Below are 18,377 nucleotides of genomic sequence, written 5' to 3' on the forward strand. Positions count from 1 at the left end.
AATATTACATTTCACACTTCTGCAACGACCAAGACCGGACCTTTGCGCTCAAGCGCCTCGCGGATTGCCTCCGGCGGATGCCGGTCGACAATCACTCCGGCGGCCGCTTCGAACCGGGGAATACGCAACGGCGTCAGCCGTCCGAACTTGGAGCTATCGAGGACGAAATAGGCCTTGGCCGCCGTTGCCACCATGCGTGAGCGCTGTTCGGCGCCGCTGCGGGTAAAGTCGGTCACCTCGCCATCCGGCGACAGGCCGCCGCCGCCCAGGAACGCGACGTCGACACGGAAATGGCTGATGGCCTCGAGCGCATCGATCCCGATAGCCGCTTCTTCATCCGGATCGATTTCGCCGCCGAGCATATGGACGCGCACCTGGGGCTGTCGGCACATCAAAAGCGCGATCGATAACGAAGTCGTACAAATCGTTAGGTTTTTTCGCCCAGCCAGAGCGTGGGCCACAGCAAGCGTCGTCGTGCCGGAATCAAGGAAGATCACCATACCGTCGCGCACGAGACCTGCTGCTGCACGACCGATCAGCGCTTTTGGCCCGGCATTCTCCTCCCGCCGCTCGACAAAGGCCGCCTCGGTCGGCTCGAACAGGGTGGCGCCGCCATGGACAAGATCGAGCTGGCCGCGATCGGCAAGAAGCTTCAGGTCGCGCCTGATGGTCTGACGCGAAACATCGAAGAAGTCCGCAAGCTCGCTAATACCGACGGTACCATCGGCTGCAAGACGCCTGAGGATTTCGCCGTGACGACGGGGAGCAAGAGCGCGAGCGTTTTGTTGTTCTGACATGTGACTATCTGTGTTCATTTTTGTCCATTTGACAAGCTGCGGCGCCTGCCCACGCCGCGACGCACGCGCAAAACTACTTCACCTCCCCGAATTCAAGCGAATTTCATCGGATCCTTGCTCAAACGGGGATTGGCAACAACGCGAAATGTTGCATAATGTAACTATTATTCCCCACTCGTACCACGTTGACGCCTTTTGTGATCAGGAAGAGACAATGCAACAGGCATGTGCGCACGCCCGCCACTTCACCTTCTACCTTCTCGATGGGTTCGCCCTGCATGGCTTCTCCGCAGCGATCGAAGCGCTACGCCTCGCCAATGACGTTGCCGGCCGCCCGGTATACGGCTGGCACATGGTAACAGCAGATGGCGCACCCGCCATCTCATCCTGCGGCACAGGCATCCCGGTAGCGGGGCCGCTCTCGGCCGAACGCACCCGGTTTGGCCGTGGTAGCGACACGGGCTTCATCGTCGTCTGCGGCGGCCGCACGAAACCGCCGGCCGACAGGGCCCTGGAAGCCTGGCTGCGATCGAGCGCACGCAGCAATGCGCGCCTCGCCGGGCTTGGCGGCGGCGTCTACTGTCTGGCGCGGGCGGGGCTGCTTGATGAGCGTCGCTGCGCCGTTCACTGGGAGCACTTTCCCGATTTCTCCGAAAGGTTCTTCGTCGCAAACCCGCGCCAGACCGCCTTCGAGATCGACGACGGGATCTACACCTGCGCCGGCGGCAACGCGCCCTTCGACATGTTCCTGCACATCATCGAATCGGACCTTGGTCGGGACGTGGCCACCCGCATCTGCGAGGCAGCGCTCTGTGAGCGGCTGCGCGAGACCGGCGAGCGCCAGCGCCTGCCGCTGCAGGCGCGCCTCGGCATCGACAACCCGCTATTGATCCGTGTCATCGAAAAGATGGAGGCAAGTCTCGCCGAGCCGTTGAAGCTCGCCGACATGTCACCATCGACCGGATTGTCCCGACGCCAGATCGAGCGCCTGTTTCGAAGGGAAATGGGTCGCACGCCGGCGCGCTACTATCTCGACCTGCGGCTGGAGCGCGCCCACCTGCTGCTCATCACCTCGTCCCTTCAGGTCATCGAGATCGCAGTCGCCTGCGGCTTTTCCACCGCCTCGCACTTTTCCCGCACCTACCGCGAACGCTACGGCCTTACGCCGCAGCGTTCGCGTCTCAACGAGATGGAGCGCCTGCGCGTCGGAAACGGCCGCAAGGCGGTGATGGCGGAACTCCGGGTGGCTTAGGGAGGGGCGCAGAAAAAGCGCCGCCCCCTTCAGAGCGAAGGGAGGCGGCGCTTTGCAAAGGCCTGGAAGCGAGTTAGCGCCAGGCCTGGGTGCGCGCGAGCAAGCCGCGGGAGATCAGCGCGTGGACAAGTTTGGCGGCAACATTTGTGTAGAAGATCATCATGCCCATCGCGGCCGCCGGCGCGATGTCGCCGGCGTCATCCATGTTGAGCACGGCAACCGACGCGAGTTTCGTATCGGTCGAGTAGAGAAACACCACTGCCGAGACGGTCGTCATCGCATTGACGAAGAGATAGATCGCGATGTTGAGGATCGCCGGCAGGCAGACCGGCACCGTGACCCGAAAGAACAGCCGGTGGAAGGGCTGCTTCAGCGAGGCGGCGACGGATTCGAATTCCGGGTCCATCTGCTTCAGCGCCGTCAACGCGGTCAGGTGCGCGACGGTGTAGAAGTGCGTCACGGTCGAAACGACCAGGATCGTCATCGTGCCGTAGATCGGGTGCAGCGGATTGGCCGGGTTGTTGAAGAAGAAGATGTAGGCAAGGCCGAGCACCATGCCGGGCACCGCCATCGGCATCATTGCAAGGAAATGAAACAGGCCACGGCCGAAGCGGAAGCCATCGGCCTTCTCGACCATGTAGGCGCCGGCAAAGACGACGACCAAACCGAAGAGCGCTGTCAGCAGGGCAAGCCGGATCGAGTTGCCATAGGCAGCCCAACCGCCACCATCCATCAGGTCGAAGGCGAAGTTCTTCGCTGTCAGCGTCAGGTCATACGGCCAGAATTTCACGACCGCCGCGATCTGGCACATGGCAATCATGCCGAGAATGAACAGGCTGACCAGGCAGGCGAAGGCAAAGCAGAGCGTATCCGTACGAGCATTGCGTTTCGGCGCATAGGGTACCGCGCGCGCCGACAGCAACGCCACCTGCCGTTTCTGCATGCGCTGGTCGACATAGAAGGCAAGCACCGCCGGCACGAGCAGGATGACGGAGACGACGGCTCCCATCTCGAAGTTCTGCTGGCCGATCACCTGCTTGTAGATATCGACCGCGAGCATACCGTATTGCCCGCCGATCACCTTGGGCAAGCCGAAATCGGTGATGACAAGCGTGAAGACGACGAAGGCCGCCGAGACGATCCCGTAGCGCGCGCCGGGCACCGTGACCGTCGTAAACGTGCGCCATTTGCTGGCCTTCAACGAAGCCGCTGCCTCGTAATGCCGGGCGTCAGCCACGGAAAGGGCGGTCAGGATGATCAGAAAGGCGTGCGGCAGGGTGAAGAAGATCGAGCCTATGACGATACCGATCGGTCCATAGATGGAATAGCCGAGCAGCCAGTCTTTGAAGACCCCCTGATTGCCGAAGAGATAGACGAGCGCGATGCCCGGCAGCAGCGAGGGGACGAGGATCGGGATCGTCAGGATGCCGCGAAAGAGCCCCTTCAACGGCATGCAGCTTCGTGTCAGCCCGAAGGCCAGCGTAAAGGCGATCGCGACCGTGAACACGGTGCTGATGACCGCCATCAGCACGGAATTGTAGATCGACTGCGCAAGGGCTGGCGTCGAGAAATACGTGCCGAAATTCTCGAAGCCGAGGCTGCGGGCGGGCCGGAGCACAACACGCCGGAACGTGCCGGAATCGTATTCGCGCCACTCCGTGCCCTTCTCCAGTGTGGAGCCGACCAGGAAGGCCGCGTCATCGCTGGTGCCGCGAATGCGGTAGTGGACGGGACTGCGGAATTTGAACTCCGGGAAGAACTTCGTGGCCGCAAGCCGCCCGTCGGAACTCACCGAAAGCTCGGCTTCCGTCACGGCAGCGAGTGTACGGTTCAGGTCTTCGGCGCTAGCGATTGGACCCCAGTTCGCACCGGTCTCGTCGCTCACTTGGAACTCGAAGGCTGAAAGCTCGAACCTATAGGTCGAAAGCGACTTCGACAGCATCACGAAGAGCGGCGCGCCGAGTGCCACCACCAGATAAAGCCCGATGACCGCCATGAAGCCGAGCTTGATGCGATCGTCTTTGGAGGACTCCTGGCGCAGCCGCTTGCCGATCAGGGGAAGGTGGGGTGCTTCCAGAACCATGTTCATCGTCCGGCACCCCTCGGATAGAGCAGCAGGCGCTCGCGCGGTATCTCCACCTGGATGGCGCCGCCGGTTTCGATCCGCAGGCGTCTGACCGCGTTGACCGAGAAGTCGGCAACCAGCGTGCGTTCGCCGAGACGGGGTGCCGTCAGGCGCGTGCGCCAGAACATGCCGAGGAACTCCATCTCGCGCACCTCGGCATCGATCAGGTTCTGCGGTGTGGCCGGCCGGTCGCTGGCGTTGACGGCATGGGCATCCGCTCCGTGGGGAATGATGTCGACCGGGCGAACGACCGCCGTTGCCGCATGGCCGGCGGAAAAATCCTCTGTCGAACAGCAGAAGGCGGAGTGGCCGATCTCGACTTCGCCATCTCCAAGCACCCGCGCTTCGAACTGATTGGTCTCGCCGATGAAGTCGGCGACGAACAACGTCTCGGGATGACGGTAGATTTCGGTCGGCGAGCCGACCTGCTCGATGACGCCGTGGTTCATGACGACGATCCGGTCGGCCATGGCGAGCGCCTCCTCCTGGTCGTGCGTCACCATGATGGTGGTGACGCCGAGCTTTCGCTGCAGTGCCTTGATCTCATGGCGAAGATGCACGCGGACCTTGGCGTCGAGTGCCGACAGCGGCTCGTCGAGCAACAAGAGCCCCGGCGAAATGGCGATGGCGCGCGCAAGCGCGATGCGCTGCTGCTGGCCGCCGGAAAGCTGCGCCGGATATTTTTTGCCGTGAGCCGAAAGGCCGACGGTTTCCAGGAGTTCGGCGACACGGGATGCAACACCAGCCTTCGACCGGCCTGTGTTTTCCAGGCCGAAGGCGATGTTCTGCTCGATGGTCAGGTTAGGAAAGAGCGCATAGGACTGGAAGACGATGCCATAGTCACGGCTCGAGGCCGGCAGCGTCGAGATGTTGCGTCCGTCCTGCAGGATGGTGCCCTTGGTCTGAAGATCGAGACCGGCAATCGCCCGAAGCAGCGTAGTCTTGCCGCAACCGGAGGGGCCGAGAAAACAGATGAACTCGCCCCTGGCGATGGAGAGCGAAATATCGCGCAGCGCGACGAAATCGCCATAGGTCTTCCACAGGTCCGAAATCTGCAGATAGGGGGCGGTGTCCGTCGCCGCGTAATCGGCAGTCAGCGAACGGCTGGTTGGTGTCGGTTCGATCGACAGGGCATGCCTCATCTGCAAGCTCCGCTGGCTTGAGGAATCTCAGGAGAATGCGAGCGGGCGCAGCGCAATCGCGCTGCGCCCGGCCGATCAGGCTCAGCTCTTCGGCTCAGACTTGGCGTCGTAGCGTTTCTGCCATTCCTTGAGGATTGCCGCGCGGTTGTTGGCGGCCCACTCGAAATCGTTGACGATCATCCTGGATGCAATGTCGTCCGGCAGGTGCTCGACCTGCTTGGCGACGCCCGGATAGGCAACGACGGCGTAGCCGGCGTTGTACATCTCGTTGGCTTCCTTGGTGACCGACCAGTCGACGAGGGTCTTGGCGGCTTCGAGATTTGCCGTGCCGGCGATGATCGCGGTTGCCTCCGCCTCCCAGCCCGAGCCTTCGGCCGGGAAGATGATGTCGATCGGCGCACCGGCGCTCTTGGCCTTGGCGCCCGGAAACTCGAAGGACACGCCGATCACCGCTTCGCCGGCGCCTGCCATCTTGCACGGCTTGGAACCGGAATGGGTGTAGGCGGAGATGTTCTGGTGGAGCTTGTCCATGAAGTCCCAGGCCTTCTCGTCACCCCACATCTGCATCCAGCCCGAGACGTCGAGGAAGCCGGTGCCCGAGGATGCCGGGTTCGGCATCACCACATGGCCCTTGTATTCGGGGTTCGTCAGGTCCTTCCAGCTGGTCGGCGGCTTGAGGCCGAGCTTTTCGCCTTCCGCCGTGTTGTAGCAAAGGGCTGCAACATAGGCGTCCATGCCGACCCAGCTCGGCGGCGTGTCCTGGTCGACGAATTTCGGGTCGAGCGCCTCGACGCCCGCCGGCTTGTAGGGCTCAAGCATGCCTTCGGTTTTGAGGAGCAAGAGCGAGGTGGCGGCAAGCCCCCAAACCACGTCGGCCTGCGGATTGTCCTTTTCGGCGAGCAGCTTTGCCGTCATGACGCCGGTGGAATCGCGCACCCAGTTGATCTTGATATCCGGATGCGCCTTCTCGAAGGTCGCCTTGTAGCGGTCAAGGTCGACGGCCTCGACGGCGGTGTAGACAGTCAGCTGGGTTTCAGCAAAAGCGACGGCGGGAAGCACGGCGGAAGCAGCACTGGCAAGCATGATGAGCATGCGTCTGTTCATGTTGAAGTTCTCCTCTGAAGTCCTGGAAATACCGGGGAAGCACGGCGGGCAATCTTGCTGCTGCCCTGTTGTGATCGGCTTCGGGAACCATTCTGCGCAGCGGTTTCTGGTAAGTAAAATTTATTATTCTTATCGTTCAGAAGATAAAAACTATGGATGCTCTGCCGCAAAACGAGGCAAGCCGGCAGGCAAACGATGAAGCCATCAGCAACACCCAGGACAATGTCGCTCGACCTGCAAAACGAAGAGGCAGATCGACGATTGCGCGGGAAACGAGCTGCCGCGACCGTCCGGCGTTCAATAAAAAAGGGAGCCGCCATGGCAGCTCCCAGAGGGGTGAATCTGCGGGGGAAGCGCGTCAGATCACCATGGCAAGGAGAAGGTCTTGACGTTGGTAAAGCTCTTCATCGCCTCGATGACGCCTTCCTTGTAGCCGTTGCCCGAATCCTTGATGCCGCCGAAGGGGCTCATCTCGATGCGGTAGCCCGGCACTTCCCAGATGTTGACCGTGCCGACCTTGAGGCCCGCGATGTACTTCTGCATGCGCCGGAAGTCGTTGGTGCAGACGCCGGACGAGAGGCCGAAGGCGGTGGAGTTCGAGAGCGCGATCAGCGCGTCGTCGTCATCCGGCGCGCGCACGATCGGTATGATCGGCGCGAAGGTTTCCTCCATCACCAGTTCGCTCGAATGCTTGACCCTGTCGACGACGATCGGCGGCAGGAGGGCGCCCTTGCGGCCGGGATCGTAGAGGATCTCCGCCCCCTCTTCCGCTGCCCGGTGCACCCGCCGCTCGAAAACTTCCGCCGCCTTGGCGTGGACGACCGTGCCAAGGTCCGTCGCGCGATCCATCGGATCGCCGAACTTCAGCTTTTTCGCCCGCTCCAGCACCAGCGGCACGAAACGATCTGCAACGCTTTCCTGGCAAAGGATGCGCTTTACCGCCGTGCAGCGCTGGCCGGAATTCTTCGTCGCGCCGGCAACGGCAAGATCCGCCGCCCTGGCGAGATCGGCGTCCGAGAGATCATTAAGGATGATCAGCGGGTCATTGCCGCCGAGCTCCAGGATCTGCCGCTTGTAGTGGGCGTGAGCCGCGATCAGCTTGCCGACAGGAACGCTGCCGGTAAAGGTAATGAGGTCGAAATTCGGATTGGTGATCATCTCCATGCCGATATCAGCGGGCCACCCGGTCACGACCGAGAGCATTTCCGGTGGCAGACCGGCCTCATAGAGAATGTCGGCGAAGATCAGCGCCGTCATCGGCGTCAGCTCGGTGGGCTTCAGCACCACACAATTGTTGGTCGCGACGGCCGGCGCCACCTTGTGCGCCACCATGTTGAGCGGGTGGTTGAACGGCGTGATCGCCGAAATGGCGTTGAGCGGTTCGCGTGTGGTGAAGATCTTGCGGGCCTTGCCGTGCGGGGTGAGGTCGCAGGAGAAGATCTCGCCGTCGTCATGGATGCACATCTGGCCCGAAAGCGTCAGCACGTCGAAGGCACGACCAACCTCGTAGAGCGAGTCCTGCTTGGAGATCCCGAGCTCCAACGTGATCAGATCGGAGATCTCCTCCTTGCGGGCAACGAGCAGGTCCGCGGCCTTGAGCAGGATGCGCTGGCGCTCGTAGCGCGTCAGCTTTGGCTGATAGGCAGCCGCGATCTCGAAGGCCTTGCGAGCGTGCTCGGCGCCGCCCGCCGGCACCGTGCCGATCACCGCATCGTTGAAGGGATAGCGCACCTCGACGCGCCCTTCGGTATCGACCGCCTTGCCGGCGATGCGCATGGGCTCGTGGCGAATTGCAAATGCTGTTTCCACCTTGGTCATCGCTCCCTCCCTAGTGTGCTGTCTGGGCTGCTGCGACGAGCGCGTAGTAGAACGCATCGAAATTGCGCAGCGATGCGGATGTCAGCAATTCGGGAAGCTTGCGGTTGGCGATGAACGGCACCGCCTGTTCGGTCAACCCGCCATGCGAGCGCAGCGGTTCGTTCAGCGCCGCGAGATCGTGGCGATGTTCGCTGGTGCCGAGGGTCTTGTTTTCCGACGAGATCAGCACGAGATCGCCGATCCGGTCGTCCGGCAACTCGAAGCGTACGCAAGCTTCCGGGCGGGAGAGCACGACGTCGATGCCTTCGATCGCCTGCAACCGCTCAATGATCTCCTCCTTGTCCGCACCTTCGGGCAGATAGGCCGTAGCAAACGAGCCGAGCGCGCCGTGATGCACGACATAGGGGTCCGTGATCGGCAGGATGACGCGGGCGGCGTCCTTGCCGAGCCATTGGTCGAGCAGGTCCTGCACGTAGATGACATCAGGCGAACCGTCCGCCTTATGCTTCGGCTTCATGCCGTGGTCGGCCGTGACGATGATGGCCGCGCCAAGTGCATCGAGTTCGGTCAGGTACTTGTCGAACATCTCATAGAAGGCGTTCGCCTGGGGTACGCCCGGCGCATATTTGTGCTGCACGTAGTCGGTGGTCGTCAGGTACATGACGTCAGGGCGGAATTCCTTGAGCAGCTTGACGCCGGCGGCAAAGACGAATTCCGAGAGATCGGCCGAATAGACTTCCGGCACCGGGCGGCCGAGCCAAGCCGAGGCATTGTCGAGGCCGTTTTCCGCCTTGGTCGTCTTGTCCGCCTTTTCAGACGAGAAGCAGATCGCTCTGCCCTCGTCGAACTTGAGCCCGTGGCCGAGCAGCGCCCTGAGCTTGTCCTTCGCCGTCACCACGGCGACCTTCGCACCGGCATCGTAGAACGCCTTGAAGATGGTCGGCGCGCGCAGGAAGCGCGGATCGTTCATCATCACTTCGTTGCCGGTCTGCGGCTCGTAGAGATAGTTGCCGCAGATGCCGTGGATCGCCGGCGGACGGCCGGTGGCGATGGAAAGGTTGTTCGGATTGGTGAAGCTCGGGATGACGCTGAGCGCGGTGCGCTCCGTGCCGGTCTTGCGGATGCGCTCGAGCGTCGGCATCAGCCCGGCCTTGATGGCTTCGTCGAGATAGGCCGGCTCGCAGCCGTCGAGGCAGATGGCAATGGCCGGGACATTCGGCCAAGGATAGGTGCGGCGGTTGGCGGTAACAGTGATCTTGGACATCTTGTTCATCGTAATTTCCTCAGTTCAGGCGGCGAGACGGCGGCGTTCTTCAAGGGCGACGGCCGGGGGAGCGGCGCTGTCGACGCCCATTTCGGAGAGTGAGTTGCGGGCGGCATCGACCACGCGGCGCATGACATGCTCGTCCATGCGGCCGATGCAGCCGACGCGGAAACTGTCGACCACCGTGAGCTTGCCCGGATAGATGATGAAGCCTTTGTCCTTCATCAGGTCATAGAAGCGGTCGAAGGCGAAGGCGGGATGCGCCGGGCTGAAGAAGGTGACGATGATCGGCGACAGCCACTGGTCGGCAAGCAGCGTCTCGAAGCCTGCCTCGCGCATGCCGGCGACCATGACGTCGCGGTTGCGGGCATAGCGGGCTCCACGACCGGCGACACCCCCCTCTTCCCGATGCAGGCGCAAGGCTTCCAGGAAGGCCGCGACCACGTGGGTCGGCGGCGTGAAGCGCCACTGGCCCGTCTTGTTCATGTAGTCCCACTGCGCGTGCACATCGAGGCTGAGCGAATGGCTACGCCCCTTTGCGGCCTCCAGCTCGCTCTTGCGGGCGATGACGAAGCCGAAGCCGGGCACACCCTCGATGCACTTGTTGGCGGAAGAAACGATCGCCTGGTAGCGGAAATCGGCGATACCGGCCGGCACTGCGCCGAAGGCACTCATGGAGTCGACCAGCAACTTGCGGCCACGGGAGTAGACCGTGTCGGAAATCTCCTTCAGCGGATTGAGGATGCCGGAACTCGTTTCGCAATGGACGACCACGACATGGGTGATAGCGGGGTCTGCATCGAGTGCCGCTGCAACCTCCGGACCGCGCGGCGGCATGTAGTCGCCCTTGTCGATCGTCACATGGTCACGACCGAGATAGGAAAGCGTCTGGGCGATGCGCTTGCCATAGGCGCCGTTCATCAGCACCAGCACCTTGCCGTCCTTCGGGACGAAGCTGCCGAGCATGGCCTCGACCGAAAACGAGCCGCTGCCCTGCATCGGCACGCAATCGTACTCGCCCTTGGTATCGCCGGCGATCTCCAGCAGTTCCTGGCGGAGCCTGGCGGTCATTGCCCGGAAATCGCCATCCCAGGAACCCCAGTCCCGCAGCATGGCTTCCTTGACCTGATAGGCCGTGGTCAGCGGACCGGGGGTCAGGAGATAAGGCTCGCCCAGCCTTGGCGTTTCCAGGGGCGCGATGGTTCTTTCAGAAGCGGTGTTTGGCATTGTCCGTCCTCGCGGTTGGCGTGTTCGAGAACGACAATGGGGCGGAAAGATCTATCTGTAAAATCGTTCTTTTGTATCAATCTATCGATAGAAATTATACATCTAGGCGGCCGGCACCAGCCGGCTTTCGAGAAGGTCCCCACTCTCGCGCAGGCGCGGATAGGCCATGGTCGTCACCAGCGAATTGACCTCCTTCAGCGCCCGAACGATCTCCAGATGCATGTCGCTCGAAAGGATGCTGGTCGCGATGCCTTGCCGAAGCCGTTCCAGATGGCATTTGCTGCTCTCTTCGACCAGCCGACGCACATGTTCCTTCTGCCGAACCATTTCGCGCGCTATCACCGGGTCCGGGGAGACGAGAAGATTGGCCGCCAGCCTGACGTTGGACGACACGGCCGCGTGCAGCAAAGTGAGCTCCTGCCATCCCTCCTGCGAGAAGGTGCCTGCGCCCGCAAGCCGCTCCTCGGCCATTTGCAGAAGGCTCTTTGCGATGACGTCTCCGGCATATTCGAGATGGATCGCCGCTTCGGTGAGTTCGATGCCGCGTCGCGATTGGTCTTCGGTGAGGATGCCGCGGTTGACGGCGGCGATGTAGAGCTTGATTGCGCTGTGGGCCACGTGGATGTCGCCGTCGATGCTTCTGAGTCCCTTCACCGCCTGCGGTGTCGGCGCGTGAATGACGGTCATGACGGGCTCCAGCATCCGGGCGATAAGATTGCCCATGTGGAGCACCTCGCGTGCCGCGGCCGCGAGCGCCTGCGCCGGCTTGTCGATCAGCGCCGGGTCAAGGGCGCTCACATGAGCCGCTCGGTCATTGGCACCGGCGGCCTGCGGCATCAGCAACCGAACGAGGCGCGCCATCGGCCCGCAGAAGATCACCCCGACGAGCACCAGGGCAGCGTTGAAGAGCACATGCAGATTGACGAGCTTGCCCGCCACGGTCTCCCCGGGCAGCCAGTCGAACGGAGAATGCAGCGAAAAAAGACCGAAGATCGCTGCGCCGAACAGGGCGCGGAAGAGGAGATTGCCAAGCGGCAGGCGTCGGCCTTCGACCGGCAGGCCTCGGGTCAGCCACAGCGCGATGAGCCCGCCGCCGACGTTGACGCCGAGCACCAGGGGAATGCCGACCTCCGGAGGCACGATGCCCTTCACGGCAAAGGTCAGGATTAAGAGGATCGCGGCCACGCTGGAGTGCAGCGCCCAGGTGAAGACGGCAGCCAGGATCATCACGGTCAAGGCATCCTTGCCGATGAAAGCGACGACGGACGGCAGCATCGGGCTCTGCGAGAGCGGCTGCGTCGCATGGCCGATCATCTGCAACGAGAGCAGCAGCAGACCGATGCCGAGCAGGGTGCGCCCGGTCTCCACCGTCTTGCGGGCCGATGCCTTCAGATGCGCGAGACCGCCAACGGCGATCAGAAGCGGCGCCAGCCAATGCAGGTCGAAGGACAGGATCTTGACGACGAGCGCCGAGCCGAGATCGGCGCCAAGCAGCACGGCCAGGCCCGTATCAAGCGCCAGCGCACCGCTGACGGCAAAGCCGGCGGCAAGCATAGCGACCGCGGTCGAACTCTGCAGCGCAATGGCAACGGCGCAGCCGCAGATGGCCGCACGTGGTCGTCCACCGGCGCCGCCGACGGTGCGCGCGACGATGTCGCCTGCCGCTGCCTCGACGCCCTTTTTCACGAGGCTGACGGCGTAGAGGAGGAGGACGGTGGCGGCGGCGAGCTCGAGGACGATGGCCGGGAGGTTCATGAGGCGCGCTCCGGATAGAGGTGGAATCTGAAAACTATCCGCGCCCGCTTTACATAAATCAAATCGTTCGTTTTAATCAAACCATCGATCAAATCTATTCAAAGAGGCGTCGTACGCATGCGCTATGTCCAGCTTCGCGCCTTTCACAACGTCGCCATCCACGGCGGCTTCTCGCGCGCCGCCGAAGCGCTCTTCCTCACCCAGCCGGCGGTCTCGGACCAGGTGCGAAAGCTCGAGGAGGAATATGATGTCCTCCTCTTCAACCGGAACAAGAAGCAGGTGACGCTGACCCAGGCCGGCCAACAGCTCCTGGAAGTCACCCGCCGCATGTTCGACGTCGAGCAGCAGGCGCTCGATCTCTTGTCGGAATCACGGGCGCTGAGAGCGGGAAAACTGCGGATCGTTGCCGATGCCGCACACCACCTGCTGCATATCCTTGCCGCCTTCCGGCGCACCTATCCGACCGTCCAGGTCTCGATCGATTCCGGTAACACCGAAACCGTCATCACCAGCCTGCACGCCTATGAAGCGGACATCGGCGTTCTCGGCGAGATCCCGCAGTCGAGCGACTTCGACATTCTGAAACTCAATTCCACGCCGATCATCGCCTTTGCGAGCCGCGACTACCCGCTGCAAGGCAAGAAAAAGGTGACTTTCGCCGAACTCGTGAAACACCCCCTGGTCATGCGCGAGCAAGGTTCCAAGACGCGGCAAAAGCTCGAAACGATGTCGCAGCAATGCGGTGTGCAACTGACGCCGCTCATCGAAGCCGAAGGTCGCGAGGCGGTGCGCGAGATCGTCGCCGCCGGCGGCGGCGTCGGCTTCGTATCGTCAGCAGAGTTCGGCCAGGACAGCCGCCTCATTCCCATCGAGATCGACGCGCCCGAGATGCTGATGGACGAAGCACTCATCTGTTTGCGCGAGCGTAGCAACGGAAAACTGGTCAGCGCCTTTTTCGACATTGCCCGCAGGCTCACCGCTACACCGGCCTGATCATCACCCGGACGGCAGCGACGCAATTCATCGCGCCAACCAACCACCATCGACCGGCACGACCGCGCCATGCATGTAGCGCGATGCCGGCGCCAACAGAAACACCGCAGCCTCGCCGATATCCTCAGGCGTGCCCCAGCGGCCGGCAGGAATACGGTCCAGGATTGCCGCCGAGCGGTCCGCATCCGCGCGCAACGCCTCGGTGTTGTTGGAGACGATGTAGCCAGGTGCGATCGCGTTGACGTTGATGCCCTGGCTTGCCCATTCGTTGGCAAGGATGCGGGTAATGCCGAGTACCCCATGTTTTGAGGCGGTATAGGACGCGACACGAATGCCGCCCTGAAAGGACAACAGCGAGGCGATGTTGACGATCCGCCCGGCCCGCTTCTCGTCCAGGAGTTTTCGGCCATAGGCCTGGCAAAGAAGAAACGCCGCCTTGAGATTGAGGTCGATCACGTCATCCCAGTCGGCCTCCGAGAGTTCGGTGGAGGCCGACCGACGAATGATGCCGGCATTGTTGACCAGTCCATCCAGAGCACCGCATTGCCCCCAGACGCGGTCAATCAACGTTTTGACCGCATCTCCATCGGCGAGATCGCAGGCAACCGGCAGGACCCGGCCGCCCGCCGCCTCGACCTTTTCGACCGTCTCGGCCATCGACGAGCGCCCGACCGCGATCACTTCACCGCCGGCCCGGCCGATCGACACCGCGATGCCTTGGCCGATCCCGGTGTTGGCGCCCGTGACCAGCACGCGCTTGCCTTCGAGGCTGAAGGCCGAGAGATCACTCATCGCAGCGTCTCCATCGGCACCGGGTCGGCGTCGGTGTAGTCGACATTGTCGCCCGCCATCGCCCAGATGAAGGCATAGCTGGAGGTGCCGCAACCGGAATGGATAGACCACACCGGCGACAGCACGGCCTCTTCGTTCGCCATCACGATGTGACGGGTCTCGGAAGGCTCGCCGAGAAAATGGAAAACCCGCGCCGGCTCCGGAAGATCGAAATAGAGGTAGGCCTCCATGCGTCGATCATGGATATGCGCCGGCATTGTGTTCCACACCGATCCCTTCTTGAGCTCCGTCATTCCGACGACCAGCTGGCAGGTCTCGATCCCATTGGTGAACTGAAAGATCGATCGTTCGTTCGATGTTTCCAGGCTGCCGAGATCGAGCCGCTTCGCGCCCGCGATCGTCAGCAGCGCCGTCGGATAAGTACGGTGCGCCGGGGCCGACAACAGATAGAACTTTGCCGGCTTCGACCGGTCGTCCGACGAGAACACCACGTCCGCTCCCATGCCGACATAAATCATGTCACGGGGACCGAGCGCATGGCTCTTGCCGGAAACGACGGCCCGTCCCGGCCCGCCGATGTTGACGGCGATCAACTCGCGGCGCTCGAGAAACGTCTTCGTTCCCATCGGTTTGATGGCTTTGAGCGTCAATTCGGTCTCGACCGGCATCGCCCCACCGATCACCATGCGGTCGTAATGGGTGTAGGTGAGGTTGACGCGATCGCTCGCAAACAGATGGCCAATGTGGAAATTGTGGCGCAGCTCGTCGGTTCCCATCGCTGCGGCGGCAAGCGGATCAATGGCGTGGCGGGATGTAAAATCGGGGATCGTCATATCAAGTCTTTCGGTCGTTGTAAGAGGATCGAGGGATGTCAGAGCGGTCGGCCGCGCATCAGCGTGACCCTGGTCCCCGTCTCGGACAGGCGCCGTCGCAGCGCCTCGACGTCGGGTGATCGAGGCAAGCGGGACAGTTTCCTTGCGCCTTCTCCCGCATCGGCCTGGGCCAACACGGCCACCGCGAGCGTGCTGACGCCGGCTGGAACAGTCCCGCGCAATTGCGGAACCAAGGTTTTTGCGGAAACCAGGTTGGTGTTCGGGGCAGCGATATGGCAGCGGCCTTCACGAGGGCTCGTCGAACCGAGGTCGAGGATGGCCGACAGATCCGAGGTCGTAGCGACGACGGCGCGACCAGCATCCTGTTTGCAAACTTCGCCGGCGTCTCGCCCGACTGCAAAGCCGCCTTCGATGGTGGCGAGCGGCCGCGGCGTGTCGATGCGGTGCAGCCGAACCTGAAAATCGCCGTCCCAGTAAAGCCAGGTCTCGACCGAGACTTCGGCGAAGGGCCGCCAACGCGCATAGAGAAGGTTGTCGGCGACCAACGCCTCTTCGTTGGTTTCGCGCACGCGGAAATGTACGCCATCATCACTGAAGCCGATCATGGATTCGAGCACGGAATTATCGAACCGCCAGAGATCGTTCTCGACGCTGAAGCCGTAGCGCGCCGAATAGGCGAACTTCGCGTATTTCTCCGGCGCGAAGCGGATGAAGGTGTTCTCGGCGCTCGTGTGCTGGCCAGAGGAGAGCGCAATCGCATCCCCTGGCGGATTGGCGATCAGGAAACCGATATGCGGCTGTGTGGAGATGGCGGATCGCTTCGGGCAGGCGTCCTCGTCGCTCGCCCAGAAAGGATGGTCCGCCGGCAGCATCAGCGGAAGGAAGGCCTTCAGCGCCCAATAGGGCGATTGCGCGGAATTGTATGGTTCCGACATGATGAGGTTGGGATAGGCGTAGCCGACGGGCATCACGCCATCGCGCGCGGCGAAGGGGTGCTTCGCCCACCAGCGCAGATGACGCAGGAAATAGCCCTTCTGCTGGCCAAAGGGGATCTCCTCGTCGCCTGCGAGCGCCATGGCGCCGAAAAAACCGGCAATGGCAAACCGATAGGTCATCGAGCGGCCGAAGCAGAGCGCCGGCCCGTCATCGGCAAACCATCTCGCCATGTCTCCGGCGATCAGTCGGGCCCGTTCGCGATACCTTTTCGTCCAGTCGCCGCCATCAAGCACGGCCAGGATCAAGCCGTAGAAATGGAAGGCGAAGGGAATGTAATGGTCGGCGCGACGCGTGTCCCCATCGTGATACCAGCCATCGCCGAGGTAGAACGCGTCGAGTTCCCGCCGGTACTGATCGTCGAGGTCTCGATCACAGTCGACCCCGACGTGTCTCAACCCCATGCTGACGAGCAGCCGGAAGAACTTCCAATTGTTGTCGCTGTATTCGCAGGCATGGCCTTTGAGCAGATAGGCAGCGACGTTTCGCTGTTCGGCCGCAGAGAGCGGCACCCAGAGCCTCTCCGGTACGAGCCTCAGTGCAAAACCGATCGCGGCCAATTCCACAAGGCGCTGGCTGCGGTCGAACGGGTCGCCCCAGTATTCCGGGTGTGCCGGATCACAGCCACTGGCGAGCCCGCGCGCGATCGGCGCCCAGTCGATCCACGTCGCGCCGCCGACTTCGGCCGGTGCCAGGCCCCAGAGCAGACGGGAATAGCCCTCCATGTCGGCGGACGCCTGGTCGAAATGTGCCGCATGCGCATCCAGCCGGATGCGTGCGCCACCGGCAGACCGATATTGTTCAACCGGCTCCACCAGCGCCTTGAGCGCTGCCTCGACATCGGCGCGGCCCTTCATCTGATTGCCGGCCCAGGGCTTGAAGAGAGTTTCGGGGAAGATCGTGTCGGTCATGCGAAAAGCTTCCGTTCAAACATTGCTGCGCGGGAAGGATGATTTCTCGCGCAGCCCGGCAAAATCGAGCGGATGCTCAGGCCTTGAGAATGCGGTCGGCCGACGAAACGAGTTCGCTGCCTGCTTCGGCCGGCGTCAATTGGCCAAAGGCGACCTTGTCGGCGAGCGGCCGGAAAACACGCTCGTCAAGCTCGCCGGCGCCGAGCGGCACCGCCGGCGGGTAGGCTCCGACGCGGCCGGCGATGCCGTTGACGTAATCGACTGTCTTTTTCGCCGTGGGGTCGATCGAGGGAAGTACGGCAGTCTGAACGTCGGTGTTCACGGGCACGCCGCGTTCGACCTGAAGGATCTTGCCGGCCTCAAGGTCGTTGACGAAGAAGTCGATGAACTGCGCTGCCAACTCCGGGTTCTTCGCGGTGCTTGCGATCGACCAGTGCAAGCCGGGGCGATAGAAAAGACCAGAGGGACCATCGGCGCTGCTGACCGGCAGCGAGGTGATATCGAGCGTGCTCTTGGAGATCTTCTGGAAGGCCGGCAGCTGGTTTGAGAAGGCAATCGCGATGGCCGCGTTGCCGGTTGCCAGTGGGTTGCTGTCGACCAGCACCTTGTCGAGCGCTTGTATCTCCGCCGACACGCAGCCGCCGTTCTTGGTGAGGCTCTCCCAATAGCCGAACCAATCGGCCGCATCGCCGGCCTCATAGCCGAGTTTTCCGGCTTCGGTGTAGAGCTTCTTACCGCGCTGATGCAGAAACGCCTCGAAGGCGTATGTGTAGCGCGACGCGTTTCCAACCGCCCAGACGTTCTTCTTGCCGATCGCCTTGGTAAGGTCGATTGAGAACTTGGCAAAGTCGTCCCAAGTCGTCTTGGCCGAAGGCGGCGCAAGCCCTGCTTTCGTGACGGCATCAGCGTCGTAGATCATGGCAAAGGCGTTCAGCGACAGCGGCATGCCGGTCACCTTGCCGTCGACCGTTCCGAGGTCGAGCACACCTGGCACCAGCTTGTCCGTACGGATCACCTTGCCGAGATAGTCGTTGAGCGGCAGGTTGGTGGACCGGCGGCTATAATCGGCAAAGCGGCTGGGCTCGAGCTGGAAAATGTCCGGGGCATTTCCACCGGCGATCATCGTCGTCAGTTTGGCCCAGTAGTCGCTCCCGCCCACTTCGCCGACGATCTTGGCACCGGAATGCGCCGCCTCGAAGAGCTTGGCAACGCCAAGCGTGCGCTCGGCTCGGCTGGGCGTGCCCCACCAATAAAGGCGCATGGATTCCTCCGCAAAGGCGCGGAACGCGGGCATCGTCGTCAGCGTGGCGCCCGCCCCGAAAAGCGCGGCGTTACGCAAGAAGTGGCGTCTGTTGATCATGTTCTCCTCCT

14 protein-coding genes are annotated in these 18,377 nt (G+C 62.5%); 2 read left to right on the plus strand and 12 right to left on the minus strand.

Annotated features, from left to right (window positions below; genetic code table 11):
- Positions 1–11 precede the first annotated feature (11 nt).
- Positions 12–797, minus strand: coding sequence for a DeoR/GlpR family DNA-binding transcription regulator (locus tag OKW20_RS30425; RefSeq protein ID WP_429178249.1), 786 nt, complete (start codon positions 795–797; stop codon positions 12–14).
- Between the two features lie 214 nt (positions 798–1,011).
- On the opposite strand from OKW20_RS30425, the gene OKW20_RS30430 reads away from it, so the two are divergent.
- Entirely contained in the window at positions 1,012–2,049 is a 1,038-nt protein-coding gene (locus OKW20_RS30430; protein WP_429178251.1) for a GlxA family transcriptional regulator, read from the plus strand.
- A gap of 73 nt (positions 2,050–2,122) precedes the next feature.
- Here the strand turns inward: OKW20_RS30430 and OKW20_RS30435 are convergent, their stop codons facing one another.
- The 7 genes from OKW20_RS30435 to OKW20_RS30465 form a co-directional block, all read right to left on the minus strand.
- Positions 2,123–4,132 (minus strand): putative 2-aminoethylphosphonate ABC transporter permease subunit, encoded by a 2,010-nt coding sequence (locus OKW20_RS30435; RefSeq protein WP_429178297.1) that lies wholly within the window; start codon positions 4,130–4,132, stop codon positions 2,123–2,125.
- A 2-nt stretch (positions 4,133–4,134) separates the two neighbouring features.
- A complete protein-coding gene (locus OKW20_RS30440; protein ID WP_402326223.1) occupies positions 4,135–5,316 on the minus strand; it encodes a putative 2-aminoethylphosphonate ABC transporter ATP-binding protein in 1,182 nt (393 codons plus the stop codon).
- An 81-nt stretch (positions 5,317–5,397) separates the two neighbouring features.
- On the minus strand, positions 5,398–6,420 hold the full coding sequence (locus OKW20_RS30445) for a putative 2-aminoethylphosphonate ABC transporter substrate-binding protein (protein ID WP_043616072.1): 1,023 nt from the start codon (positions 6,418–6,420) through the stop codon (positions 5,398–5,400).
- A 363-nt stretch (positions 6,421–6,783) separates the two neighbouring features.
- On the minus strand, positions 6,784–8,238 hold the full coding sequence (gene phnY / locus OKW20_RS30450) for a phosphonoacetaldehyde dehydrogenase (protein WP_429178254.1): 1,455 nt from the start codon (positions 8,236–8,238) through the stop codon (positions 6,784–6,786).
- Positions 8,239–8,248: 10 nt separating this feature from the next.
- Entirely contained in the window at positions 8,249–9,511 is a 1,263-nt protein-coding gene (gene phnA / locus OKW20_RS30455) for a phosphonoacetate hydrolase (RefSeq protein ID WP_205240052.1), read from the minus strand.
- A gap of 15 nt (positions 9,512–9,526) precedes the next feature.
- Positions 9,527–10,729, minus strand: a complete 1,203-nt coding sequence (locus tag OKW20_RS30460) for a 2-aminoethylphosphonate--pyruvate transaminase (RefSeq protein ID WP_429178257.1) — start codon at positions 10,727–10,729, stop codon at positions 9,527–9,529.
- 102 nt (positions 10,730–10,831) lie between these two features.
- The gene (locus OKW20_RS30465; RefSeq protein ID WP_429178261.1) at positions 10,832–12,484 is read right to left on the minus strand and encodes a Na/Pi cotransporter family protein; all 1,653 of its coding nucleotides are present in this window, start codon (positions 12,482–12,484) and stop codon (positions 10,832–10,834) included.
- A 117-nt stretch (positions 12,485–12,601) separates the two neighbouring features.
- Between OKW20_RS30465 and OKW20_RS30470 the strand changes: the two genes are divergently transcribed.
- Positions 12,602–13,477 (plus strand): LysR substrate-binding domain-containing protein, encoded by an 876-nt coding sequence (locus tag OKW20_RS30470; RefSeq protein ID WP_043616065.1) that lies wholly within the window; start codon positions 12,602–12,604, stop codon positions 13,475–13,477.
- Positions 13,478–13,504: 27 nt separating this feature from the next.
- On the opposite strand, the gene kduD is transcribed toward OKW20_RS30470, so the two are convergent.
- The 4 genes from kduD to OKW20_RS30490 all read right to left on the minus strand — a co-directional run bounded on the left by kduD (position 13,505) and on the right by OKW20_RS30490 (position 18,366).
- The gene (gene kduD, locus OKW20_RS30475; protein ID WP_043616063.1) at positions 13,505–14,269 is read right to left on the minus strand and encodes a 2-dehydro-3-deoxy-D-gluconate 5-dehydrogenase KduD; all 765 of its coding nucleotides are present in this window, start codon (positions 14,267–14,269) and stop codon (positions 13,505–13,507) included.
- Positions 14,266–15,102, minus strand: coding sequence for a 5-dehydro-4-deoxy-D-glucuronate isomerase (gene kduI / locus OKW20_RS30480; RefSeq protein ID WP_429178263.1), 837 nt, complete (start codon positions 15,100–15,102; stop codon positions 14,266–14,268). Before kduI ends, kduD begins: the two co-directional genes overlap by 4 nt.
- A 38-nt stretch (positions 15,103–15,140) precedes the next feature.
- Positions 15,141–17,006: a DUF2264 domain-containing protein gene (locus OKW20_RS30485; protein WP_429178265.1), complete on the minus strand. Its 1,866-nt coding sequence runs from the start codon at positions 17,004–17,006 to the stop codon at positions 15,141–15,143.
- Positions 17,007–17,082: 76 nt separating this feature from the next.
- Positions 17,083–18,366 carry an ABC transporter substrate-binding protein gene (locus tag OKW20_RS30490; protein ID WP_429178267.1) on the minus strand — a complete coding sequence of 428 codons (1,284 nt, stop codon included), beginning with the start codon at positions 18,364–18,366 and terminating at the stop codon, positions 17,083–17,085.
- Between the last annotated feature and the right edge of the window lie 11 nt (positions 18,367–18,377).

Source organism: Ensifer sp. LBL (genome assembly GCF_050435225.1).
Lineage (GTDB): Bacteria > Pseudomonadota > Alphaproteobacteria > Rhizobiales > Rhizobiaceae > Ensifer.